General features: G+C 50.0%; 20 protein-coding genes. 11 read left to right on the top strand and 9 right to left on the bottom strand.

Annotated elements, in window-relative coordinates:
* Positions 1-138: 138 nt before the first annotated feature.
* A complete protein-coding gene (metE, locus tag ACYVJG_RS09365; protein ID WP_460430823.1) occupies positions 139-2,415 on the bottom strand; it encodes a 5-methyltetrahydropteroyltriglutamate--homocysteine S-methyltransferase in 2,277 nt (758 codons plus the stop codon).
* 94 nt (positions 2,416-2,509) lie between these two features.
* Between metE and ACYVJG_RS09360 the strand changes: the two genes are divergently transcribed.
* Positions 2,510-3,445 carry a LysR family transcriptional regulator gene (locus ACYVJG_RS09360; RefSeq protein WP_460430822.1) on the top strand — a complete coding sequence of 312 codons (936 nt, stop codon included), beginning with the start codon at positions 2,510-2,512 and terminating at the stop codon, positions 3,443-3,445.
* On the opposite strand, the gene ACYVJG_RS09355 is transcribed toward ACYVJG_RS09360, so the two are convergent.
* The 4 genes from ACYVJG_RS09355 to glnA all read right to left on the bottom strand — a co-directional run bounded on the left by ACYVJG_RS09355 (position 3,425) and on the right by glnA (position 8,945).
* A complete protein-coding gene (locus ACYVJG_RS09355) occupies positions 3,425-4,333 on the bottom strand; it encodes a hypothetical protein (RefSeq protein WP_460430821.1) in 909 nt (302 codons plus the stop codon). The genes ACYVJG_RS09360 and ACYVJG_RS09355 overlap by 21 nt on opposite strands.
* 81 nt (positions 4,334-4,414) lie before the next feature.
* The gene (gene ntrC / locus ACYVJG_RS09350; RefSeq protein ID WP_460430820.1) at positions 4,415-5,824 is read right to left on the bottom strand and encodes a nitrogen regulation protein NR(I); all 1,410 of its coding nucleotides are present in this window, start codon (positions 5,822-5,824) and stop codon (positions 4,415-4,417) included.
* On the bottom strand, positions 5,821-6,918 hold the full coding sequence (gene glnL, locus ACYVJG_RS09345) for a nitrogen regulation protein NR(II) (RefSeq protein ID WP_460430819.1): 1,098 nt from the start codon (positions 6,916-6,918) through the stop codon (positions 5,821-5,823). The genes ntrC and glnL overlap by 4 nt, the downstream gene beginning before the upstream one ends.
* A gap of 608 nt (positions 6,919-7,526) precedes the next feature.
* Positions 7,527-8,945 (bottom strand): glutamate--ammonia ligase, encoded by a 1,419-nt coding sequence (gene glnA / locus ACYVJG_RS09340; RefSeq protein WP_022652531.1) that lies wholly within the window; start codon positions 8,943-8,945, stop codon positions 7,527-7,529.
* A 399-nt stretch (positions 8,946-9,344) separates the two neighbouring features.
* Here glnA and ACYVJG_RS09335 point away from each other — a divergent pair, with 399 nt between their 5' ends.
* From ACYVJG_RS09335 to prmC, 5 genes are all read left to right on the top strand, one after another.
* Positions 9,345-9,797, top strand: a complete 453-nt coding sequence (locus tag ACYVJG_RS09335) for a rhodanese-like domain-containing protein (RefSeq protein WP_460430818.1) — start codon at positions 9,345-9,347, stop codon at positions 9,795-9,797.
* 36 nt (positions 9,798-9,833) lie between these two features.
* The gene (gene aroE / locus ACYVJG_RS09330) at positions 9,834-10,655 is read left to right on the top strand and encodes a shikimate dehydrogenase (RefSeq protein WP_460430817.1); all 822 of its coding nucleotides are present in this window, start codon (positions 9,834-9,836) and stop codon (positions 10,653-10,655) included.
* Positions 10,652-11,344 carry a monofunctional biosynthetic peptidoglycan transglycosylase gene (mtgA, locus tag ACYVJG_RS09325; protein ID WP_460430816.1) on the top strand — a complete coding sequence of 231 codons (693 nt, stop codon included), beginning with the start codon at positions 10,652-10,654 and terminating at the stop codon, positions 11,342-11,344. The genes aroE and mtgA overlap by 4 nt, the downstream gene beginning before the upstream one ends.
* 182 nt (positions 11,345-11,526) lie before the next feature.
* Entirely contained in the window at positions 11,527-12,963 is a 1,437-nt protein-coding gene (gene mgtE / locus ACYVJG_RS09320) for a magnesium transporter (protein ID WP_460430815.1), read from the top strand.
* Between the two features lie 8 nt (positions 12,964-12,971).
* A complete protein-coding gene (prmC, locus tag ACYVJG_RS09315; RefSeq protein WP_460430814.1) occupies positions 12,972-13,796 on the top strand; it encodes a peptide chain release factor N(5)-glutamine methyltransferase in 825 nt (274 codons plus the stop codon).
* A gap of 65 nt (positions 13,797-13,861) precedes the next feature.
* On the opposite strand, the gene ACYVJG_RS09310 is transcribed toward prmC, so the two are convergent.
* Positions 13,862-14,350, bottom strand: a complete 489-nt coding sequence (locus ACYVJG_RS09310; protein ID WP_460430813.1) for an FKBP-type peptidyl-prolyl cis-trans isomerase — start codon at positions 14,348-14,350, stop codon at positions 13,862-13,864.
* A gap of 173 nt (positions 14,351-14,523) precedes the next feature.
* Here ACYVJG_RS09310 and ACYVJG_RS09305 point away from each other — a divergent pair, with 173 nt between their 5' ends.
* Both ACYVJG_RS09305 and ACYVJG_RS09300 read left to right on the top strand, forming a co-directional pair.
* Positions 14,524-15,660: a JmjC domain-containing protein gene (locus ACYVJG_RS09305; RefSeq protein WP_460430812.1), complete on the top strand. Its 1,137-nt coding sequence runs from the start codon at positions 14,524-14,526 to the stop codon at positions 15,658-15,660.
* A gap of 327 nt (positions 15,661-15,987) precedes the next feature.
* On the top strand, positions 15,988-16,287 hold the full coding sequence (locus ACYVJG_RS09300; protein ID WP_022652523.1) for a hypothetical protein: 300 nt from the start codon (positions 15,988-15,990) through the stop codon (positions 16,285-16,287).
* Between the two features lie 58 nt (positions 16,288-16,345).
* Here the strand turns inward: ACYVJG_RS09300 and ACYVJG_RS09295 are convergent, their stop codons facing one another.
* From ACYVJG_RS09295 to dapA, 3 genes are all read right to left on the bottom strand, one after another.
* Positions 16,346-16,972, bottom strand: a complete 627-nt coding sequence (locus ACYVJG_RS09295; RefSeq protein WP_460430811.1) for an FMN-binding negative transcriptional regulator — start codon at positions 16,970-16,972, stop codon at positions 16,346-16,348.
* Positions 16,973-17,060: 88 nt separating this feature from the next.
* The gene (gene bamC / locus ACYVJG_RS09290; protein ID WP_460430810.1) at positions 17,061-18,194 is read right to left on the bottom strand and encodes an outer membrane protein assembly factor BamC; all 1,134 of its coding nucleotides are present in this window, start codon (positions 18,192-18,194) and stop codon (positions 17,061-17,063) included.
* Between the two features lie 26 nt (positions 18,195-18,220).
* Positions 18,221-19,096 carry a 4-hydroxy-tetrahydrodipicolinate synthase gene (gene dapA / locus ACYVJG_RS09285; RefSeq protein ID WP_460430809.1) on the bottom strand — a complete coding sequence of 292 codons (876 nt, stop codon included), beginning with the start codon at positions 19,094-19,096 and terminating at the stop codon, positions 18,221-18,223.
* Between the two features lie 164 nt (positions 19,097-19,260).
* Between dapA and ACYVJG_RS09280 the strand changes: the two genes are divergently transcribed.
* The 3 genes from ACYVJG_RS09280 to ACYVJG_RS09270 all read left to right on the top strand — a co-directional run bounded on the left by ACYVJG_RS09280 (position 19,261) and on the right by ACYVJG_RS09270 (position 22,877).
* Positions 19,261-20,889 carry an ABC-F family ATPase gene (locus ACYVJG_RS09280; protein WP_460430808.1) on the top strand — a complete coding sequence of 543 codons (1,629 nt, stop codon included), beginning with the start codon at positions 19,261-19,263 and terminating at the stop codon, positions 20,887-20,889.
* A 391-nt stretch (positions 20,890-21,280) separates the two neighbouring features.
* A complete protein-coding gene (locus tag ACYVJG_RS09275) occupies positions 21,281-22,021 on the top strand; it encodes a beta-ketoacyl-ACP reductase (protein ID WP_460430807.1) in 741 nt (246 codons plus the stop codon).
* 7 nt (positions 22,022-22,028) lie between these two features.
* Positions 22,029-22,877, top strand: coding sequence for a DUF2272 domain-containing protein (locus ACYVJG_RS09270; RefSeq protein ID WP_460430806.1), 849 nt, complete (start codon positions 22,029-22,031; stop codon positions 22,875-22,877).
* Positions 22,878-23,093: the final 216 nt, after the last annotated feature.

Below are 23,093 nucleotides of genomic sequence, written 5' to 3'. Positions count from 1 at the left end.
TGCAAGATGGCCGCTTTGGGAGCGGCCATGCGCAAGTTGGTGCATTTATGCTTCGGTGTGTGGAAAACTCGTCAGCTCTATCAGGCTGATTACGCCAAAATCAGTTGACGCCCAAGACGGTATCTACTCAAAGCCGATTTAGGCATTTGCTAATCGCTGGCGCAGTTGTTCAGTGGCGCGCAGCATGGCGGTTAACGCCGCTTCTGTTTCTGGCCAACCACGGGTTTTGAGGCCGCAATCTGGATTCACCCACAGCCGCGATGCTGGAATGACTGCTAAAGCTTTTTCCAACAGCCGAACTATGTCCGCCTCAGTCGGCACACGTGGGCTATGAATGTCATACACACCGGGGCCAATTTCATTTGGATAGGCAAATTCACCAAAGGCATCCAGCAATTCCATATCAGACCGACTGGTTTCAATGGTAATCACATCGGCATCTAAAGCAGCAATAGCGGGCAGAATGTCGTTAAATTCGGAATAGCACATGTGGGTGTGAATCTGTGTGCTGTCATTGACAGCCGAAGCCGAAACACGGAAAGCAAACCCTGCCCAATCTAAATAATCCTGCCATTGGCTGCGTTGTAACGGTAAACCTTCGCGGAAAGCCGGTTCATCGATTTGAATGACAGTAATCCCTGCTTGTTCGAGGTCTTTCACTTCGGCACGGATGGCTAAAGCAATATCCAAGCAGGTATCACGCCGTGGCTGGTCATCGCGGACAAACGACCATTGCAAGATGGTCACCGGCCCAGTCAACATCCCTTTCATGGGTTTATCGGTGAGACTTTGGGCAAATTGGCTCCACGCTACGGTCATTGCCGTTGGCCGGCTGACATCACCAAATAAAATCGGTGGCTTCACACAGCGGCTGCCATAACTTTGCACCCAGCCATTGCGGGTGAAAGCAAACCCTTCTAACTGTTCGCCGAAGTATTCCACCATGTCGTTGCGTTCGGCTTCACCATGAACCAACACATCCAAACCTAGCGCCAACTGTTTTTCGACTGCAAAGCGAATTTCCTGCTCCATCGCTTGTTGATAGCTGTGCTGATCAAGTTCGCCACGTTTGAAAGCGGCGCGGGCGCGGCGGATGTCGGGGGTTTGTGGGAAAGATCCAATGGTGGTGGTGGGCAATAAAGGTAGGTTCAGCGCAGCTTTTTGTGCGGCGGCGCGTTGTGGGTAGGCACCATGGCGTTGACCATCAGCGGCAGTGAGTGCCTCACGTGCAGCACGCACGGCCGCATTGACCACGCGAGGGCTCTTGGCACGACTGTCACGCGCATGGTCGCTGGCGGCTAATTCATTGGCAATACTGGCCTCACCTTGATCGAGACCCCGACCTAACACTTTAATCTCATTCAGTTTTTGTGTTGCAAATGCCAACCAGCTTTTCAACTCGCTGTCTAATCCTGTCTCAAAAGCTAAATCAACAGGGGTATGCAACAGTGAACAACTGCTGGATAACCATAATTGCTGACCAAATTTGGCAGCGGCGGGTTTGAGCTGGGCGAGTTTTTGCGATAAATCTGCCCGCCACACATTGCGCCCATCAATGATCCCCACGGACAGCACGCGTTCGGCTGGCCATTGTTCTGTGAAGACCGCCAATTGTGCGGGGGCCCGCACGACATCAATATGCACACCTGCAATGGGTAAATCTTTTAGCAAAGGCAGTTGTTCTGCTACCGAGGCAAAGTAAGTGGTAAGCAGCAGCTTGCAGGGCTGAGCCGCGAGGGCTTGATAAGCAGTTAAGAAAGCCTGTTGCCATGCTGAATCTAATTCTAGGCCCAAGATCGGTTCATCGATTTGCACCCAATCAATGCCTCGGCCAGCCAATTGAGTCAGTAAATCGACATACAACGGCAAGAGGTCTGTTAATAGGCTGAGCCGATCAAAGTCGGCTTCTTTTTCTTTGCCTAAATAGAGAAAACTCACTGGGCCCAACAGCACTGGCTTGGCTGGAATGCCTAACGCTTGGGCTTCGCTCAGTTGGTTAAATAGGGTTGTTGGCTGTAATTGAAACACCGTTTGGCGGTCAAACTCTGGCACCAAATAGTGATAGTTGGTGTCAAACCACTTGGTCATTTCCAAGGCAGGTTGCTGGGCATTGCCCCGCGCCAAGGCGAAATAATCTTCTGTACTCAAGTTGGCAACATCCAAACCAAAACGGGCTGGCAGTGCGCCAAACAAGACTTGATGGTCGAGAACATGGTCGTACAAGGTGAAATCCCCTACGGCAATGCGTTCGATACCTGCCCCTTTTTGTAATAACCAATGCCGTTGGCGCAACTGGCGTGCGGTGGTGTGCAGTGCCTCAACGCTGCTTTCTCCGCGCCAAAATGCTTCTTGGGCTTGTTTTAATTCGCGCTGGGCGCCAATACGGGGAAAACCAAGGGTGTGTAAGGTGGTCATAGCAAGTGCTCCATAAAAAATCACCCTGCCATGATGCACTCAGTTACAACATGAGGCAAAATCATGTTTTTTATTGTAAGGATGAAAAAAATTTATGTCGCGCTCTGTTTTGGAACTGCGTCATCTACGCACGATGTTAACTTTACAAGAAACGGGGAGCGTTTCTGCGGCTGCCCAGCGGCTACATCTGACACAATCGGCTTTGTCACATCAACTTAAAGCCTTAGAAACCCATTACAACACCCAGCTATTTGATCGACGACGGCAACCTTTATGCGCTACACAAACCGGCCAACGGTTGTTGGCTTTGGCTCAGATGGTGTTGCCTGCTGTCGAAGAGGCTGAACGTGAGTTAAGTCGTATGGTCGATGGTGAGGCAGGCTGTTTGCGGATTGCGGTGGAATGCCACACGTGTTTCGATTGGTTGATGCCAACAATGGACGATTTTCGTGCCCATTGGCGCGAGGTTGAACTGGATATTGTGTCCGGTTTTCATGCCGACCCAACAAGCTTATTGTTGACCCATCGTGCTGATTTGGCGGTGGTATCGGAATATGAACCCGATCCGGCGGTGTTTTATACCCCATTATTTCGTTATGAAATTATGGGGTTGTTGGCAAATGATCATCCTTTGGCAGAAAAGCCGCGTCTGTCGGCGGAAGATTTCCGCGATCAAACTTTAATTACCTATCCGGTGCCGGATGAAATGCTAGACCTTGTGCGGCAAGTGTTATTGCCTGCTGGAATCAATCCTGCACGGCGTACCTCAGAGCTTACTGTCGCTATCTTACAGTTGGTGGCCAGTCGCCGAGGGGTGGCGGCATTGCCGTTTTGGGCGGTGAAATCGTATGTGGATCGCCACTATATTTCGGCACGGCCGATTGGCGAGGGAGGTTTATTTGGTGAGTTGTATGCGGTGGTGCGGCAAGAAGATGCCCATTTACCGTATATGGCCGATTTTTTACATACCATGCGCGAGGTCTGTGCCAGCGCATTGGCTGGTATTGCCTTACTGCCGTTGGTGGAGTGAATACACTGCCTGTTGTGCCAATTGTTCGGCCAACGCCGCATCGCTACCTGTTAATAAAGTTAAGCCGGCTTGACTGGCAAGGCTGCTGAGGATGGGGGGGATACGGCGGTGGCGGTCGAGGACGTAAAATTGTGTGTCTTGGCGCAAGGGCAGTGGGAGGTTATCTAATAGCTGTGCCACTTCCTTGACCAAACGCAGCGGAGGCAGGCCGGTGGGCGCCTGTAGCACATGAAAGCGTCGTAAGGTCTCATGGTGAATCAATGCTAACACTGCATGTTCGGGGGTGAGGTCTAATAAACCAACGGCTTGTTGTTTAGTTTGTGCGAGGGTGTGCGCGGTGGTGACGGTGGCAACTTGCGGTACGGCAACTAATAGACCCAGTAAATGAACCGCTTTAGACAGGGTTTGTAGTCGTTGTCGCGGGGCAAAAATGGCATGGCGTGTGACGGTGAGGGTTTGGCCGCTGTGTAAGGCGTGGAGTTGCGTTTGCCATTGGCCATCAATTTCATAATCAGCCGGCAGTTCAAGCAACATTAAGCTATGGGGTGTCAAAGGATGAGGCGCGGCACCATCATAAGCCTGTTTGAATGTTTCCCCATCGAGGGCTGTCGGGTGATTGAGTTGGATACGGCTTTGATTGGTATGACTGGCCACCCAATCGGCAGGTAGCAAGGGATAGACTAAAGACGGTGGTTGAGCGCCCACTTGATAGGCTTGGTCGAGTAAAGCGGAAATATGATGGGCAAGATGATCAGTGGAATACCAATCTTGTGCTTGGATATCACGCTGACGTGACAAATGAATCAGCTGTGAGCCTTCAAAAATTGGAAAAGTAAGGACAAGTGCACGATCTGCCAGTAGCAGACTGGCCCCTGAACACATTGGCATGGAGAGAATTCCGCACAGAGCAAACAAACCTCCAGCATAACAAAGAACAGGCAGACAGCGCAGGGGGGCCTGCGCTGTGCCCTAGTCGTCGTGGCCGTCGTCGAGGTGTAATTCGTGGATTTTTCGCGTTAATGTGTTGCGACCAAAGCCAAGTAAATGGGCAGCTTCAACACGTCGGCCGCCGGTGTGTTGCAAGGCTACACGAATCAACGCTGCTTCAAAACTGCGGCTGAGGTCATCAATAATATTGGTCTCGCCGCGTTTGAGACGGGCTTCTGCCAAAGCAGCCAAGGCACTGAGCCAATCTCCATGATGTTGAACCACGCCAGAGGGTGGTTCATCGCGAAACTCGGGTGGTAAGTCGCCAACTTCTACGGTTTGCCCGGGTGCCATCACCGTTAACCAATGACACAGATTTTCTAGCTGGCGCACATTGCCGTGGAACGGTGCGCTTTTCATCACTTCTAATGCGGCATCGGATAAGCGTTTCGCTTCCACCCCCAAACTCTGCGCGCTCTTTTGTAAAAAGTGGCGTGCCAGCAGGGGAATATCTTCCGTACGCTCTCGCAGCGGCGGCAGGCGTAGGCGGATCACATTCAATCGGTGAAATAAATCTTCCCGAAATAAACCTGCTTTGACCCGTTCTTCAAGATTTTGATGGGTGGCAGCAATGACCCGTACATTGGCCTTAATCGGAGTATGACCCCCAACACGATAAAACTGGCCATCAGACAACACCCGTAACAGGCGAGTTTGTAGCTCGGTCGGCATATCACCGATTTCATCTAAAAACAGTGTGCCCCCTTCGGCCTCTTCAAAACGGCCACGGCGTTGGGTGCTGGCGCCGGTGAAGGAACCACGTTCATGGCCGAACAGCTCGCTTTCTAATAAATCGCGAGGAATGGCAGCGGTGTTGATGGCGATAAAGGGTCGGTTAGCGCGGGTGGAATGCTGATGCAAAGCATGTGCAACCAATTCTTTGCCCGAGCCCGATTCGCCGGTAATCAACACCGTGACTGACGATTGCGCTAAACGGCCAATGGCGCGGAACACATCTTGCATCGCCGGTGCCTGACCCAGAATCACTTGGGCGGGACTGCTATCATCTTGCTCTTGTCCGGCGCGGTTGGCTTCGGTTAAAGCGCGTTCTACCAGTTGCACCGCATGATCAATGTCAAAGGGTTTGGGTAAATACTCAAAAGCCCCGCCCTGAAAGGCGGCGACGGCTGAATCCAGATCCGAATGAGCGGTCATCACAATCACCGGCAGCTCTGGATACTCACCTTTCACTTTGGCAAGAAACTTTAAGCCATCGGTGCCGGGCATGCGGATATCGCTGACGATCACCCGTGGCACACGGTCGTACATGGCATTGAGGGCGTCATCAGCACTGCTGAAACTTTCAAATTGAATCCCTGCCCGACTGAGTGCTTTTTCGAGCACCCAGCGTATAGACTTATCATCATCAATAATCCAAACAGGATGGGTCATGGTGTTTTTTCTCCCCCGTTATTCGGTTTGCTGGCAAAAGGTAGTAACACAGTAAAACAGGTGTAACCGGGGCGTGACTCAAAGTCGATGGCCCCTTGATGTTGGTGGACATAGGTTTGTGCCAATGTCAGGCCAAGGCCTGTGCCCTCGGCTCGGCCAGTGACCAACGGATAAAAAATATGGTCTTTTAGCTCGGCGGGAATGCCGGGGCCGTTATCGATAATCTGTAATTGCAATGCCAATTGATAACGTTTGCGGGCAAGAGTGACTTGTCGTGCGACACGGGTACGCAACACAATATCACCCACCCCGTGCATCGCTTGTACGCCATTGCGGACAATGTTTAATACCACTTGGATCAATTGTTCCTTATCTGCAAGCAGAGGTGGCAAACTGGTATCGTAGTCGCGCTCTAAACTCAGTCCATGCGGATATTCTGCCAAGACCACACTACGCACTCGTTCTAACACTTCATGAATATTGACCTCGACTTGTTGATGTTTGCGGCTAGGGGTGAGTAAACGATCAACGAGTGACTGTAGCCGCAACGCCTCTTGGGTAATCACATCAAGGTATTCGCGCAGTTCGGGTCGTTCTGCCAACTCCAAGGCCAATAATTGTGCTGCACCGCGTATCCCACCCAAAGGGTTTTTAATTTCATGTGCCAAATTACGGATTAGCTCACGGTTGGCTTGTTGTTGGATTAACAGGCGTTCCTCATTGGCAATTCGTAAATGTTGTTCCACGGGCCGCAGCTCAATCAGCGCAGCACACTGCGGATGTTCAATAGGGGTGATGGTGCACAACACATGAAGATGTTGTTGTTGGCAGGTGTCGAGCTCGAGGTCGTGTTCGGTAAAACTGACGTTGTTACCGATGGCCGTTTTTAAGCCATTCAACAGACGCCGGCTATCGACAAAGAGGGTGTGGAGTTGGTGTCGTAGTAATTCACGACAGCCAAGCGCAAGCAGGTTTTCTGCAGCAGGGTTGACATAACGTAGGGCTCCGGCCTGATCGACAGCAATCAGGGCAGTATCGAGCAGTTCAAAACCACAAAATTGACGGTTTAGCGGGTTGTCTTGACGGGCGTTCATCGCAGTGCGCTCCTTTATCGAACACGATAAAGCAATAAGCAGGCCATTTTTTTACCAGAGGATGTCCCGATACGGCGCGTATCGTCCAAAAAAGAAGCAAGCTTTTGCACTGTTTTGGTGCGTTAAATTCAAGCAAATCCAGTCATGTCGTGTGCAATCGCCTGTTGATGCGGTGGATGGCCGCGAATCGTGGTGTACCGGCGCAATGCTTGTTGCTTGGCATGGCTGTTCTTTAAGGACAATCGGCGCGTATTGTTGGGCCTGTTGTTGATGGTGTCATGCTGTTTGAACAGGCAGACAAGCGTGATTGAAGGTGCTGATCTGGGAGGGTGGGGGATGAGCCGTGTTGATACGGGGTGAAGCGGAGGGAACGCGATAATCGAAAGCGTAGGGGTGAGATATTGTGGTGTGGGTGGGCTGATAAACGTTGTGTAACCATGCTGGCGTACCTAGCCTCATGCTGCTGCCGCCCAGTAACAAAAGACGCAACACAGATATCCCCTCAAATCAATGGATTTAGCCACTATCATAACGGTTTTTTATGCAAACCCATGCAAAAAGGCGGTGTTGCCACCGCCTTTTTTAGCTTAATTTGATCGAACTAAGGATTACAGCGAGTAGTACAGATCAAATTCAACAGGTGTGGTAGTCATACGGTTCAGGTTGACTTCTTGCATCTTCAATTCGATGTAAGCGTCAATGAATTCGTTCGAGAACACACCACCACGAGTCAAGAACTCGCGGTCTTTGTCCAACGCATCCAGTGCTTCTTCCAACGAAGCACATACGGTTGGGATCAGTTTGTCTTCTTCTGGTGGCAGATCGTACAGGTTTTTGTCTGCTGGATCGCCGGGGTGAATCTTGTTCTGGATACCATCCAAACCCGCCATCAACAGCGCAGCGAAGCACATGTATGGGTTGGCCAGTGGATCAGGGAAACGTGCCTCGATACGGCGGGCTTTTTCGCTGGCCACGTGAGGGATACGGATGGAAGCCGAACGGTTTTTCGCCGAGTAGGCCAGTTTCACCGGTGCTTCGTAGTGTGGCACTAAACGCTTGTAGGAGTTGGTGCCTGGGTTGGTGATGGCGTTCAGTGCTTTAGCGTGCTTGATGATACCGCCGATGTAGTACAGCGCAGTTTCAGACAGGCCTGCGTATTGGTCGCCAGCAAACAAGTTTTTGCCGTCTTTCCAAATCGATTGGTGAACGTGCATACCCGAGCCGTTGTCGCCAACGATAGGCTTAGGCATAAAGGTTGCTGTTTTGCCATAGCTGTGTGCCACGTTGTGTACCACATATTTCAGAATTTGGGTCCAGTCAGCACGTTGAGTTAAGGTGCTGAATTTGGTACCAATTTCGTTCTGACCTGCGGTGGCCACTTCGTGATGGTGCACTTCAACTGGCACGCCCATTTCTTCCAAAGTCAACACCATCGCAGAACGCAAGTCTTGCGAAGAATCGACTGGAGGCACTGGGAAGTAGCCGCCTTTCACGCGAGGACGGTGGCCGGTGTTGCCGCCTTCGTATTTCTCGCTAGAAGACCATGCAGCTTCTTGTGCTTCGATCTTGAGGTGACAGCCGGACATATCCACGCCCCATGTCACGCTGTCGAAAATAAAGAATTCAGGTTCTGGGCCAAAGAAAGCGGTATCGCCCAAGCCAGAGGCTTTCAGATAGGCTTCAGCGCGTTTGGCAATCGAACGTGGGCAACGGTCGTAGCCTTTGCCATCAGCAGGATCGACCACATCACATGTCATGATCAATGTGGGTTCGTCAAAGAACGGGTCGATATTGGCCGTTGCTGGGTCGGCCATCAGCAGCATGTCGGAAGCTTGGATCCCTTTCCAGCCTGCAATCGAAGAACCGTCAAACGCGTGACCGTGTTCGAACCATTCTTCAGCGTCTTCAGTGAGGACGTGAGCAGGGATGGTAACGTGCTGTTCTTTGCCACGCGTATCAGTAAAACGCAGGTCAACGAATTTCACGTCGTTTTCTTCGATCATCTTCAAAACATCAGCAACCGCCATGGTGTTCTCCTGAAAATTCAGATGCAGATTCGGTTTATTTCTGTGGGTGGGTCTTGTTACTGCCACTAGCGCGTTTTCTTAAAGCAGGAAGCGTGCCATCTAAACAAACCGCTTAAAATCGCTTAGCAAAAGCCTATTTTGCCCGCGAAACGCTATTGTGCCATGCCGTTACAGTTTCTGGGGTGGCTGTTTTTGCTCATTTTTGGTGCAATGCAAAATAAATTGCACCAATAGTGTGCTTTTGCCAATTTTAGGTCACAAAATGGGGCGCGCAGTGAAAGCATTGGCGGTGATTTCGCTTCTTTGACATAATCGGCTGCAGTCAAAATTGTAAGCCTGCTGTGTTGCAAAGCGATGTTGCCTCGCTTGCGACAATAAGACTATTGAAAGAGGAATGACATGACAGAGCTCGACACGCTTTTGCAAACTGCCGCCCAACGTGCACAACAACAGGGCTTGCCCTATGCTGGTCTGTTATTACCGACCGAGGCAGCGGCTTTATTGGCGATGCCTGAAGCACATGCGGTTTTGGTGGATGTCCGCTCGGCGGCAGAATGGCAATTTGTTGGCCAAGTTCCACAGGCTGTTCATATCGAATACAAGTCGTTTCCCGGCATGGTATTAAACCCCAACTTTATTAGCAGCTTAAAAGCGCAGGTACCATCCGAGAAAAAAGTGTTATTTTTGTGCCGTTCTGGTGCACGTTCGCACGATACGGCGTGCCTTGCTGCCGCAGAGGGCTACACCGCGTTTAATATCTTAGAAGGCTTTGAAGGCGATTGTGATGCACAAGGGCATCGCGGTACCGTGAATGGCTGGAAGGTTTGCGGTCTGCCGTGGCAGCAGGGTTAATCATTTTGTCATTGCTTTTTTAGGAAAATGTCTCCTATGACCGATCGTTATGCTGTTGTGGGTAATCCGATTTCCCACAGTCAATCGCCTTTGATTCATGCGGAATTTGCCCGCCAAACCAGTCAAAAACTGACTTATGAGCGTTTGCTCGCGCCATTAGACGGCTTTGCAACCACCGTGCAGCAGTTTGTCAGCGAAGGCGGTAAAGGGGTCAATATTACGATTCCGTTTAAGCTCGAGGCACGGCAGATGGCAACACAACTGACCGAGCGTGCGCGATTGGCGGATGCGGTGAATACCTTAACTTTCAAAGAGGGTGAAATTTTTGGTGACAACACCGATGGCATCGGGCTAGTACGCGATATTGTACAAAACCTCGATTTTGCGATTGCTGGTAAACGGGTATTGGTATTGGGCGCAGGGGGGGCGGTGCGTGGTGTGCTGTTGCCTTTATTAGAGCAAAATCCTGCTAGCCTAACCGTGGTCAACCGAACTGTGAGTAAGGCACAAGACCTTGCAACGGCTTTTGCTGCCCAAGGCAAGATTGAAGCTTGCGGTTATGAGGCCCTTCAGGGGCAACAGTTTGACATCATTATCAATGGCACGTCTTCTAGTCTGAATGACGAACTGCCTCCGATCCCGAATGGTCTCTTTGCCGAGGGCAGTTTGGCCTATGACATGATGTACTCGTCGGGTTTAACACCTTTCTTACGTCGGGGTCAGCAAGAAAATGCAGCGATGTTGGCCGATGGTTTGGGCATGTTGGTTGAACAAGCTGCCGAAGCCTTTTTAATCTGGCGTGGCGTGATGCCAGAAACCCGCACCGTGATGGGGTTGTTGCGTGAGGTGCTTTCTTGAGCTTGCGTAAGCGCATTGCACAAGTGGTCGGCATTTTGCTGGCCATTTGTTTTTTATATCAGCTATGGATTTTCGGTCATATTGTGTATTGGCGGTGGTATCCCCCGGCGATGACCTCGTTTATGTCTGAACAACAAGCCCGCTTACAGCAAGACAATCCCGAGGCTGAGCTGCGTTATCAGTGGGTGGACTATCCCCATATCTCTTCACATCTCAAGCGCGCAATTGTGGCAAGTGAGGATGCTAAATTTCTCAATCACGATGGTTTTGATTGGGAAGGCATTCAAGATGCGTGGGAAAAAAATCTGCAAAAAGGCCGTATCGTGGCCGGCGGTTCAACCATTAGCCAACAATTAGCAAAAAATCTGTTTCTGTCTTCACAGCGGACACCGTGGCGGAAAGCGCAAGAGGCAGTGATTACGGTAATGCTAGAGATGGTGTTGGATAAACAACGCATTTTTGAGATTTATCTCAATGTCGTTGAATGGGGGGACGGTGTGTTTGGCGCAGAGGCGGCGGCACGACATTACTATCGAACGTCGGCAGCGAAATTAGCCAAGCCACAAGCGGCAAAATTGGCAGCCATGTTGCCGAATCCACGCTATTACGACAGCCATCGCAATGATCGCCGTTTATTAAGGAAAAGCGCCATTATTGTGCGGCGCATGACTTATGCGGACATTCCTTGATGCTTTTCTCGCCATACCTCGCTAAAATCTGCAACCTGTTCTCAATGCTCGGGCAATACCCGACCACGACAATGGACCTCCCCAGTCGATCCCAACACGATAGTTATTTGATTTTATTACCCGCCTGATGCTGCGGTGCATTGCTCATTGCCTGCACCGCCGCAGGCAATGAGGATGCACCTATGTCCGATAATCGCCACAATCCAGAAGGCCTCCACGCCAGCCTGCAACAGGTCATTGCATTGTTGCACCGCCATAAAATTGTCGAAGAATTGATTCATCGCCAAGACATGCCCAAACATGACTTAGTCGAAGATTTGGTGCATCGGCAAAATATCGTTGAATTACAAAAACGGCTTGATCAACTCCACCCTGCTGATGTGGCTTATATTCTTGAAGCTTTGCCATTAGAAGAACGCTTGTTAGTGTGGGATTTGGTGAAATCCGAGCGCGATGGCGAAATTTTGCTGGAAGTGTCCGATGCCGTCCGCGAATCGCTGATTCAGTCAATGGATCGCGAAGAGTTGGTTGCTGCCGCAGAAAGCTTGGATGCTGATGAATTAGCCGATCTCGCACCCGATTTACCACAGCATGTCGTTCATGAGGTGATCGGCTCTTTAGATAGTAAAGAGCGTGAACAGTTGCAATCGGCGCTGTCTCACTCGGAAGAACAAGTGGGTAGTGTGATGGATTTTGACGTGGTCAAAATCCGCGCTGATGTGAAACTAGAGGTGGTATTGCGCTATTTGCGGCGCTTTGAAGAACTGCCGACCCACGCTGATAAAATTTTTGTCGTCGATGAGGATGAAATCCTGCAAGGGGTGTTACCGATCAATGTGTTGCTGGTCAATGATCCTGAGGCATTGGTTGAGGATGTGATGGCGCGTGATGTGGTGACTTTCCGACCTGATGAAGATTTGGGCGAGGCAGCACAAGCCTTTGAGCGTTATGACTTGGTATCAGCACCGGTAGTGACCCATGAAGGGAAGCTGATTGCACGAGTGACGATTGAAGCGATGGTGGACTACATCCGCGAAGAATCGGAAACCGAAGTATTAAATATGGCGGGTTTGAAAGAAGAGGAAGACCTCTTTGCACCAGTGATTCGTTCTGTGCAAAACCGTTGGGCATGGTTAGCGATCAATTTGATTACCGCGTTTGTCGCCAGTCGCGTGATTGGGGTATTTGAGGATGCCATTGAAAAATTGGTTGCGTTGGCTGCCTTGATGCCGATTGTTGCAGGGATTGGTGGCAATTCTGGTAACCAAACCATCACCATGATTGTGCGTGCTTTGGCTTTGGGGCAATTACAGCCAAATAATATCTCGCGCTTGTGGCGTAAAGAAATTGGGGTTGCCGTAGTCAACGGGGTGGTGTGGGGCGGTTTGATTGGTTTGATTGCCTTTATTTTGTATGGCAGTCCTTCGCTGGGTGTGGTGATGACCGCTGCCATGACCTTAAATTTAATGTTGGCAGCAACCATGGGCGTCTTGGTACCGTTACTGATGGTACGTTTTGGGCGTGATCCAGCAATGGGCTCATCGGTGATGATTACAGCATGTACCGATTCCGGTGGTTTCTTTATTTTCTTGGGCCTTGCCACGCTATTCTTATTGTGAGGATGGGAATGTCATCTACCATCGCTGAGCTATTGCAAGTCAGTCAACTACCGCGCTTAGAGGCGCGGTTGTTGTTAGAGCAGGTCACGGGCTATTCTCGTGTGCAGCAAACCACCTATCCAGAACGGGCTATTCCAACGTCACAAGTAGAAACCTTTTTGATGCTCTGTCAACGGCGGCAACAGGGTGAGCCGATTGCTTATCTACTTGGCTGGCGCGAATTTTATGGCCGTGAGTTTGCTGTCTCTCCTGCAACATTAATTCCACGACCCGAAACCGAATTGTTGGTTGAATGGGCGTTAACACGTCCGGTTACCCATCAGCCAATGCGTTATCTCGATTTAGGAACCGGCAGCGGTGTGATTGCAACCTCTTTGGCACTAGAACACGCCGCTGCTCATGTCACAGCCACGGACCTTTCCAGTGCTGCACTAGCTGTGGCTGAGGAAAATGCCAAAAGATTAGGTGCTCAGGTGACGTTCTATCAGGGCTCATGGTGGCAAGCGCTTGCCGCGTGTCCTGCACCACAGTGGGATGTCATCGTTTCAAATCCACCCTATATCGCAGCGCAAGATCAACACCTACAGCAAGGCGATCTACGTTTTGAACCACAACACGCTTTAACCGATGGTCAAGATGGCTTGTCGGCGTTGACGACGATTATTGAAGCAGCACCATTGTATTTGGTTTCAGGCGGTTGGTTGGGGCTAGAGCACGGTTTTGACCAAGGTGAGGCGGTGCGAAAAGCACTACAACAGCGCGGCTTTTGTGAGGTGGTGACCGAGCGTGATTTAGCAGGTGTAGAGCGAATCACTGTCGGGCGTTATGCTTGAGAAAATAAAAAAATGCCGCAGTATCGCGGCATTTTTTCTGTCATTCCGACCAGATCAAGCACTGATTAGTGATGATGGTGGCCGTCATGCACATGGCCGTGGTCAATTTCTTCCGCAGTTGCTTCGCGTACGCTGGCAACAGTGGCTTCAAAACGCAGGGTTTGGCCGGCTAAAGGATGGTTGCCGTCAACAGTGACTTGACCATCGGTGATGTCGGTGACACGGAACACAATCACATCACCGGTTTCGGGATCATCGGCTTCGAACATCATGCCGACTTCTAATTCGATGTCTTCTGGGAAAACATCGATTGGCTCTTGGCGCACCAATTCTGGTTCGTGGTCGCCAAAAGCCTCTTCAGCTTGCATGGTGACATCAATTTGATCGCCAACTTGCTTGCCTTGCAGTTGTTCTTCAACCAGCGGGAAAATACCGTCATAACCGCCATGCAGGTAGGTCATGGGTTCTTCAGGCTGAGTCTGGTCGATCAGTTGGTTATCTGCATCATACATTTTGTAATGCAGAGAAACGACGGTATTTTTGATGATTTGCATAAGGAGTGTCCATCTGCGTAAAAAGCGAAAAAGGCGGATGATGGGTAGGGTGTGGTGCATCAGAAATGGCCATCAGCCCCACTCAAACATCGTGCTAATTATCGCACAAATTCGCCCGAGCGGCCCGCCGCCCATGTTATGTTTGCGATTTATCGCGTCTAGGATTCAAAAAAATGAAAGATCAAGCCATTCCGCTATTGGGAGGTCTGACTGCTGAGGCTTTCTTAGCCGAATACTGGCAGAAAAAACCGTTGTTGATTCGTCAAGCCGTACAAGACCTCGACCCCATTGTCGATTTTTCTGTTTTAAAACAGCTGGCTGTTCGCGACGATGTTGAGTCACGTTTGGTGGAGTATCGTGCCAATCGTTGGCATTTGGAACAAGGCCCTTTCCGTCCGAGTCGGTTTCAACGGTTGCCAGAAACCGATTGGACTTTGCTGGTCCAAAGCGTTAACCACCATCTCCCGCATATTGCCGATTTATTGTGGCGTTTTGATTTCATTCCTTATGCCCGATTAGATGATTTGATGATTTCTTATGCGCCACCAGGTGGCACAGTTGGTCCACATTTTGATTCTTATGATGTGTTTTTATTGCAGGTTGGCGGCAAAAAGCGTTGGCAAATTTCTGCTCAATCCGAAGCACAATTAGGTTTGGTAGAGGATGCCCCATTAAAAATTCTGAAATCTTTTGTTGCTGACCAAACATGGGAATTAGAAGAAGGCGATATGCTGTATTTGCCGCCTAAATATGCCCATTACGGGGTGGCATTAGAGCCTGGAATGACTTATTCAATTGGTTTTAGAGCACCAAGCGCACAAGAATTAGCCAACCAGTTTTTAGTGCATCTACAAGATCATTTATGTTTGGATGGTCATTATGCCGATCCCGATTTAAGTTGGCAGGCCAATCCCGCCGAGATCAGTCCAGCGATGGTGGCGCAGATTAGCCAAATGCTGGCCAAAATTCAGTGGAATCATCATACAATCGGCGATTTTCTCGGACGTTACCTGACTGAACCCAAAGCGCATGTCTTTTATGACCCTCCTGAAGATCCACTAGATGAGGCGGCTTTCCTGAGTTGTTGGCAGGCAGGTAATGCACTGGTACTAGACCTGAAAACACAGTTGTTAAGCTATCAAAGCAGTTTTTATGTGAATGGTGAAAAATTAGAAGTCCCTTATCAAGATATGACTTGGTGGGCGGATTTTGCGGCAAAAAGACGCGCAAACTATGCCGATTTGTCTAGCGAAACCGTGAATTTGTTATATGACGCTTATCTTTGCGGGTATTGGCAATTTCAAAACTAACTAATGATGTTGCATTCCTACAACGAAAATTGCTGCACTGCACTATATTTTGTTGTGTTAGGTCAACTTATTGTATTGACTTTGCTATCATGGCGATGAATTTAAAGGTCAGCAGATTTTTCGCGATGTTGTACAAACCCTTTCATTCTTCAAACATATCGTTACATTTTTGCTGTGACGGATGCGTTGGAAAATCGGGTTTCTATGGTAGAATCTGCACCACTTTAAGAAATCGCTGTTGTCAGGTAAAGCAAGGGATACGAGCAATATCTGACGAAGTTATGTGTTTGTATAAACGTGTCCATTTCTCGTGAAAAGGTAACCATAATGAAACAACAATCTCTCCTCGTTGCTGCTCTGTTGGCTTTGGCTTTGACTGCTTGCGGTAAAAAAGAAGAACCAGCACCTGCTGCTGAAGCTGCACCAGCGCCTGCTGCTGAAGCACCTGCTGCTGCTCCAGCCGACGCAGCTGCACCTGCTGCCGCTCCAGCTGACGCTGCTGCGCCTGCCGCTGCTCCAGCCGACGCAGCTGCACCTGCTGCTGCTCCAGCTGACGCTGCTGCGCCTGCCGCTGCACCAGCTGACGCTGCTGCTGCCCCAGCTGCAACCGAAGAGAAAAAACAGTAATCTGATTGCTGTTTCTCTGAAGTAAAAAAAGCCGACTGTAACCAGTCGGCTTTTTTAATTAGTTCATATTACTTTTCATCCACTCGACCATTTCTGGCGAAATGCCCTCACTGCTTAGCCCTGCTATCACACCTCGTTGATCTGCTGCTGTGCGGTTCTGGCTGATTTTCCACTTGCCCTCAATCTGGCAGATCGGAATTTCAACCCCAACAATCCCTTTCAATTGCTGTTCGATAAATGTTTCAGGTGCGTCGTTGACCCGCCATGGGTGTGGCCGTGTTTGTTCTTGTTGGTCGGTCAGTTGCTCAACCTGTGCTCGCAACCAAGCTGCATCTTCTATCAGTTTCGCCTTGCCCCTTACTTGTACCATCACAAAATTCCACGTTGGTACGACTTTGCCTTGTTCGGCTTTGGATGGATACCAAGATGGTGACACATAAGCCTCAGGGCCTTGAAAGACCACTAACACCTCTCTGTCTTGCTGTAAGTCTTTGAGTTGGCTATTGCCTCGTGCTAAGTGGGCATGCAGCGTGCCATATTCACCAACAGGAGAAAGAGAAAAAGGAATCAAATTGGCGGTGAGGCCACTTTCTCCGGTGGTGATTAACATCGCAAGAGGATGTTTTTTGATGACCTCATGTAGTTTGTCGAGATGTTGTTCGCGAAACAATGTAGGGCAGTACATGGGATTGTCTCTGGACTTGAAACGATACGAAGAAAAAAGGGCGATTCGTATGAACCGCCCTTTGGCTGCTGTTGGGTAACAGAGAGGGTTAATTAAGCTGTTGTTGCAGCGCACGCAAAATAGAACTGCTTTGTTGTTCCGACAAGGGATGGCCTTGTGGATCTAACAGTTGAATGCGAGTTTGGTTTTCTGCTGCACCGCTTAATTTCACTTGTAAGGCGGGTTGCTTATTCGTCGCGGTATCACTGCCTTTACTACGCCAGAAGGCGAGGCTAGACCAGAATCCACCTTCGTCTTTCTTATCCAACTCAGTTTGTGCTGGGCGGACATAATACACCCCCGCTTGACGATTGCGGTCAACCACCACCAAACCTGCACGATCTAAAGCCAAACCACTGCGGCGCCATGCCCGATCAAATGGATCATTGACGACAACGCTGTTACCTTCAACACGGGCGCGAGTCGTCGCTGGGGCGACTTGGCTATTTTTGATTTCTTCGCGGGCTTTTTCTTCGTTCAAGCCAAGGCGCAACATAAAGCGGCCAAGCAGTTCCGCTTCTAACTCTGGATCAGCTGCACGGGCTTGCCACATGGTTTGGCCCTTGCTCTCATCCGAGTACACCTCAACTAAACCGCGATGCGTGAAATAAACCTCGGTACCTTGTGCGCCACGCTCGATTCGGACACGGAATTTATCGCGTTCGGGCGTCGAATACAGACCATCTAAACCCACTTTTGACAACAAGAAGCGCACGCCATCCTGTGGCAGTTTGGCACGATTTTCCGCCCAGTCGGTTTCCATCAAACCCAATTTAGGCTCATTGGTTTTAATCACAAAACCATTGTCTTGCCAGAACTCTTCCAAAATTGGCCATAAGGCTTCTGGCGTTTGGGTAACCCGCAGCCAGCGTTGTGAGCCATCGCGCTCTAACTTCACATTAGGCACATTGACCAATACCCCTTGTTTGCCTTTGGCCTCGCTTTGTTGCTTGTTCAATGCTGCCTGTTGAGCGGCATTGGCGCTGACTGTGCCTTTGGGTAGGGCATAGGTATTTTTCAGCTCGGGCGTCGTGAGATCGGGAGGGACTTCAAGTGCGCCTTTGCGGTTAGGATCCGCTGATTGGTAGTCTAGCTTTTTGCCGGCAAGGGGTTCGGTATTGCTGCTGCAGGCAGCTAAACCACCTGCTGCTAACAGCAAGAGAGTGACAAAACGAGCCTTCATGGTTTTCCTTCTTGCGTATAAAGAGCTTAGAGCAAACCTGCTTGGGTCAAGGCGGCTTCAACTTGGGCTTGTGCGCCTTCGGATAGGCGGGTCAGAGGCAGACGCAATGTGGGGCCAATTAAACCCATCCGTTCCAAAGCCCATTTCACTGGAATGGGGTTGGCTTCGCAGAAGAGATGTTTGTGCAAACCTTGTAAGGGGTCATTGATGGAACGGGCGCGGCGAACATCACCCTCAGCACATGCTTGGCATAAATCTGCCATCTGACGCGGTGCGACGTTGGCAGTGACCGAAATCACCCCATTCCCCCCAGACAGCAGAAAGGCCAAGGAGCTCGCATCATCACCGGTGTAAATGGCAAAGTCTTCTGGGGCTCGCAAGAACAAATCACAGCCACGACCTAAATCACCCGTCGCATCTTTAATCCCAACAATATTGGGGATTTCAGCCAAACGGAGTGCTGTGTCATTGCTCATGTCCGCCACCGTGCGTCCCGGCACGTTATACAAAATCATTGGGATGGCAGTGGCTTCTGCGATAGCACGGAAATGTTGATACAAACCTTCTTGGGTTGGTTTGTTGTAGTAAGGCACTACGGATAAGGTGTAATTGGCACCGATTTTTTCTGCGGCGCGTGACAACTCAATGGCTTCCGCAGTCGAATTCGCACCCGTTCCAGCAATCACTGGCACACGGCCTGCACTGCGTTTGATGACTGCTTCAACTACGCTCAAATGTTCTTCAACCGCTAAAGTGGCTGATTCACCTGTCGTACCAACAGCAACAATGCCGCTAGTCCCATTATCAATATGAAAATCTACCAGACGGTCGAGTGCTGCATAATCGACACTACCGTCTTCCAACATAGGGGTCACAATAGCGACCAAGCTACCTGTAAGCATATCTTTAGGCCTGTCACGGGAATTAAGATAACAAGCGTTGATTGTAGCCCAATTCAGCCTAACGGCGTGAATCCCTCTTTCGCCCTACGCAGAATGTTAGCGTGTGCTGTGCTACAATCGCCCACTTTCTTTCTTTGATACAGTCAGTTAGCAAAGGCCACTTCGTGATTACCACAGCCAATATCACCATGCAGTTCGGTGCCAAACCCTTGTTCGAAAATGTTTCTGTAAAGTTCGGCGAGGGCAATCGTTATGGTCTCATCGGTGCCAATGGTTCCGGTAAATCGACTTTCATGAAGATACTCGGCGGCGATTTAGAGCCAACGTCGGGTAATGTTTCCTTAGAACCCGGTATGCGTTTGGGTAAGTTGCGCCAAGATCAGTTTGCCTATGAAGACCAGCGGGTGCTCGACGTTGTGTTGATGGGACACACTGAAATGTGGGCGGCAATGAGCGAACGCGATGCGATTTATGCCAACCTCGAAGCAACCGAAGACGACTACATGCGTGCCGCTGAGTTGGAAGCCAAATTTGCGGAATACGATGGCTATACCGCCGAGGCACGAGCAGGCGAATTGTTGTTAGGTGTCGGCATTCCGACCGAATTACACAACGGCCCCATGCGCGAAGTGGCGCCGGGTTTCAAACTGCGGGTGTTGTTGGCGCAAGCGCTGTTCTCCAATCCTGATGTTTTGTTGTTAGATGAACCGACCAACAACTTGGACATCAATACGATTCGTTGGTTAGAGCATGTGTTGAACGATCGTAATTGCACCATGATTATCATCTCGCACGATCGTCACTTCTTAAATGAAGTCTGTACCCACATGGCAGACTTGGATTACAACACCATCCGGATTTACCCCGGCAATTACGACGACTACATGATTGCTTCGGCACAAGCGCGTGAACGCCAACTGTCGTCGAATGCGAAGGCAAAAGAACGTATCCAAGAATTGCAAGAATTCGTGGCGCGTTTCTCGGCTAATAAATCAAAAGCTCGCCAAGCCACCAGCCGGCTGAAACAAGTTGATAAGCTCAAATCAGAAATGGTGGATGTCAAACCATCGAGCCGCCAAAACCCATTTATCCGCTTTGAGTTAGACGATAAACAAAAGCTACACCGTCAAGCGGTGGAAACTGCTGGACTGTCAAAATCGTTTGACCAACCCTTGTTCCAAAAGATGGATTTTATCCTTGAAGCAGGCCAACGCTTGGCGATTATTGGCCCGAACGGTGCCGGTAAATCGACATTGGTGAAACTGTTGGCGGGGGCATACGAGGCAGCAAATGCCGCTGGTGTCACTGCAGACGCCGGCACCATTAAATGGGCGGATAAGGCGCAAGTCGGTTATTACGCCCAAGATCACGAGTCTGATTTTGACACTGACATGAATCTGACGGAGTGGATGCGACAATGGACCCAAGAAGGGGATGACGAGCAAGTGGTGCGTGGCACGTTAGGCCGTTTGTTGTTTGGTGGCGATGATGTGAGCAAGCCCGTGCGCGTGTTATCCGGCGGTGAAAAAGGTCGGATGTTGTACGGCAAGCTGATTTTGACCAAGCCAAATGTGCTGATTATGGATGAACCGACCAACCACATGGATATGGAGTCGATTGAATCGCTCAACATGGCGTTGGAAAAGTACAAAGGCACGTTGATTTTTGTGTCGCATGACCGCCAATTTGTGAGCTCGTTGGCCACGCAAATCCTCGAGCTTGACGGCAAAGGGGGCTATGAGCATTACATGGGCAATTATGAGGATTACTTGGCCTCGCGTGGTTTAAGCTAAGCGTTTCGATTACCTGCTGTCTGTTTTCAGCGTCTGCGTTCTTGACCTCGGGCTGAACCCCGAGGCTTCTCGCGCGTTGGGTAACGAATCAAATATGATCGTTTTGTGAAATTTTTCTGCAATAACTTTACCGAGTGAAAGCCTGTGGTTATACTCTCGGCATTCTGCACTGCACGATAAATTTTGCAGTGCAGAAATCATCACGTTTACACAGCCGCGTTTTGTTGGCCGTGTCGTGAGACCGCTTCCCTGAGTTGCTTATCCCCATTTTATGAATAAGCAACCGGATAAAAACAAGAAGGCGGATGGTGGAGATAATGCGCTCGGCTCGGGTTTGATTGGCCCGAGTTCGAGTAGCCTTACGATTCTCGAGTGTACAAAGGAACAGATCATGCGTTTGCAAGGTAAAGTCTCGATCATCACCGGCGGTGCCAGCGGCATCGGCCATGCAACAGCCCTGAAATTCGCCCAAGAAGGCGCAATTGTTGCCGTTTGCGATTTGAATCAAGAAGCGATTGACGCTGTCGTCAACGAAATCAAAGCTGCTGGCGGTGAAGCTGTTGGCTATGTGGTGAATGTCACCAACAAAGCGCAGATCGCAGACATGGTTGGCGACCTGAAAACTCGCTTTGGCCGTATCGATGTATTAGTGAACAATGCGGGCATCGTGCAAGATGCTCAGTTGCTCAAAATGACTGACGACCAATTCGATAAAGTGATCGACATCAACTTGCGCGGTGTTTACAACTGCGCTCGTGCAGTGGTTGACACCATGGTTGCACAAGGTTCTGGCGTGATTCTGAACGCTTCCTCCGTGGTTGGCGTGTACGGTAACTTCGGTCAAACCAACTATGCTGCTACCAAATTTGGCGTGATCGGTTTCGTCAAAACTTGGGCAAAAGAATTGGGTAAAAAAGGGATCCGCGCTAACGCCGTGTGCCCTGGCTTTGTTGCTACCCCAATCCTGAAATCCATGCCAGAAAAAGTGATTCAGGCAATGGAAGAAAAAGTGCCAATGAAACGTATGGCCGATCCAAAAGAAATCGCCAGCGTGTATGCTTTCTTGGCCTCTGATGATGCTAGCTACATCAACGGTGCAGCAATTGAAGTGACCGGCGGTTTGACCCTGTAATTAGGGTATGGCGTTATTTACTGCGTCAGCACAACAACAGCCCTGTTTTGCACAGGGCTGTTTGTTTTTATTACTGCCGTTTTTTCTTGGGCTGACTGGTTGCGCGCATTCCCCCACCACTGCCTCATCAGCGTCCTCTCCCCTTCGCTGCCCACCCTTAACCCCATCTTTGTTGTGCCCTCCGCTTGGTTTTGCCGCATCGTTGCCCACCCACAGTTGTGAGCCTGTGGCAACTGCCGAAGTCCCTACGGCAGAAATCAAACAGCGTTTGGTGCAAGTGGTAAACGATGAATGGGTCTTTTTTGGTCAACAAACCTTACAAATTGAACAGGGCATTGCCAGTATTCCGCGCCTTGGTGCGTGGGAAGATGATGCGCCGCAGTATGTAGAGCGAATTCAACAGTATTGGTGTGCAGTTGGGCGAACGGGTTTTACCCAGTCGAATGTGTGTACACAGCCGTGGTCGGCGGTGTTTATTTCTTGGGCGATGCGGCAAGCCGGTGTGCCAGAAACCGTGTTGCCCTCTCGTGCAGCACATTGGCAATACTTGCGATATCTACTGGATCACCCTTCGCCTTATTTTCGAGTCCATGAACGAACAGCCTATGCACCACAGGTCGGCGATTTGATTTGTGCCGTACGAACCGAGGTGGCGTGGCAGCAAGTTGAACAGCTGTCGCGTGCGCCGATGCATTGTGATGTGGTGGTGAACATTGAGCAGCCTTATCTCTATGCAATTGGTGGCAATGTGCGTAATTCAGTGACAAAAATTCGTGTCCAATTAGATGAAAATGGCAAGATTCAGCTCGAAGCAGGGGGGCGTCCGTGGTTATTAGTGGTTGAGAATTTGTATTAATTGATATAAATGGCTTTTTTGTAAAAATTAAACAAAAAATATTTCTTTGTGATATAATTGTTTTTGTCAACTTTTAGACAGGGATAAAATCGTGTCTCGTGTCTCGTGTCTCGTGTCTCGTGTCTCGTGTCTCGTGTCTCGTGTCTCGTGTCTCGTGTCTCGTGTCTCGTGTCTCGTGTCTCGTGTCTCGTGTCTCGTGTCTCGTGTCTCGTGTCT

This window comes from Aquaspirillum soli, assembly GCF_054781915.1.
The sequence above is the reverse complement of the archived record's forward strand: the minus strand, read 5'-3'. Positions and strand labels throughout refer to the sequence as shown.

Excerpts from the sequence above, each read along its gene's own strand:
- metE (WP_460430823.1), bottom strand. The coding sequence starts at position 2,415 with ATGACCACCTTACACACCCTTGGTTTTCCCCGTATTGGCGCCCAGCGC.
- ACYVJG_RS09360 (WP_460430822.1), top strand. The coding sequence starts at position 2,510 with ATGTCGCGCTCTGTTTTGGAACTGCGTCATCTACGCACGATGTTAACT.
- ACYVJG_RS09355 (WP_460430821.1), bottom strand. The coding sequence starts at position 4,333 with ATGCCAATGTGTTCAGGGGCCAGTCTGCTACTGGCAGATCGTGCACTT.
- ntrC (WP_460430820.1), bottom strand. The coding sequence starts at position 5,824 with ATGACCCATCCTGTTTGGATTATTGATGATGATAAGTCTATACGCTGG.
- glnL (WP_460430819.1), bottom strand. The coding sequence starts at position 6,918 with ATGAACGCCCGTCAAGACAACCCGCTAAACCGTCAATTTTGTGGTTTT.
- glnA (WP_022652531.1), bottom strand. The coding sequence starts at position 8,945 with ATGGCGGTTGCTGATGTTTTGAAGATGATCGAAGAAAACGACGTGAAA.
- ACYVJG_RS09335 (WP_460430818.1), top strand. The coding sequence starts at position 9,345 with ATGACAGAGCTCGACACGCTTTTGCAAACTGCCGCCCAACGTGCACAA.
- aroE (WP_460430817.1), top strand. The coding sequence starts at position 9,834 with ATGACCGATCGTTATGCTGTTGTGGGTAATCCGATTTCCCACAGTCAA.
- mgtE (WP_460430815.1), top strand. The coding sequence starts at position 11,527 with ATGTCCGATAATCGCCACAATCCAGAAGGCCTCCACGCCAGCCTGCAA.
- prmC (WP_460430814.1), top strand. The coding sequence starts at position 12,972 with ATGTCATCTACCATCGCTGAGCTATTGCAAGTCAGTCAACTACCGCGC.
- ACYVJG_RS09310 (WP_460430813.1), bottom strand. The coding sequence starts at position 14,350 with ATGCAAATCATCAAAAATACCGTCGTTTCTCTGCATTACAAAATGTAT.
- ACYVJG_RS09305 (WP_460430812.1), top strand. The coding sequence starts at position 14,524 with ATGAAAGATCAAGCCATTCCGCTATTGGGAGGTCTGACTGCTGAGGCT.
- ACYVJG_RS09300 (WP_022652523.1), top strand. The coding sequence starts at position 15,988 with ATGAAACAACAATCTCTCCTCGTTGCTGCTCTGTTGGCTTTGGCTTTG.
- ACYVJG_RS09295 (WP_460430811.1), bottom strand. The coding sequence starts at position 16,972 with ATGTACTGCCCTACATTGTTTCGCGAACAACATCTCGACAAACTACAT.
- bamC (WP_460430810.1), bottom strand. The coding sequence starts at position 18,194 with ATGAAGGCTCGTTTTGTCACTCTCTTGCTGTTAGCAGCAGGTGGTTTA.
- dapA (WP_460430809.1), bottom strand. The coding sequence starts at position 19,096 with ATGCTTACAGGTAGCTTGGTCGCTATTGTGACCCCTATGTTGGAAGAC.
- ACYVJG_RS09275 (WP_460430807.1), top strand. The coding sequence starts at position 21,281 with ATGCGTTTGCAAGGTAAAGTCTCGATCATCACCGGCGGTGCCAGCGGC.
- ACYVJG_RS09270 (WP_460430806.1), top strand. The coding sequence starts at position 22,029 with ATGGCGTTATTTACTGCGTCAGCACAACAACAGCCCTGTTTTGCACAG.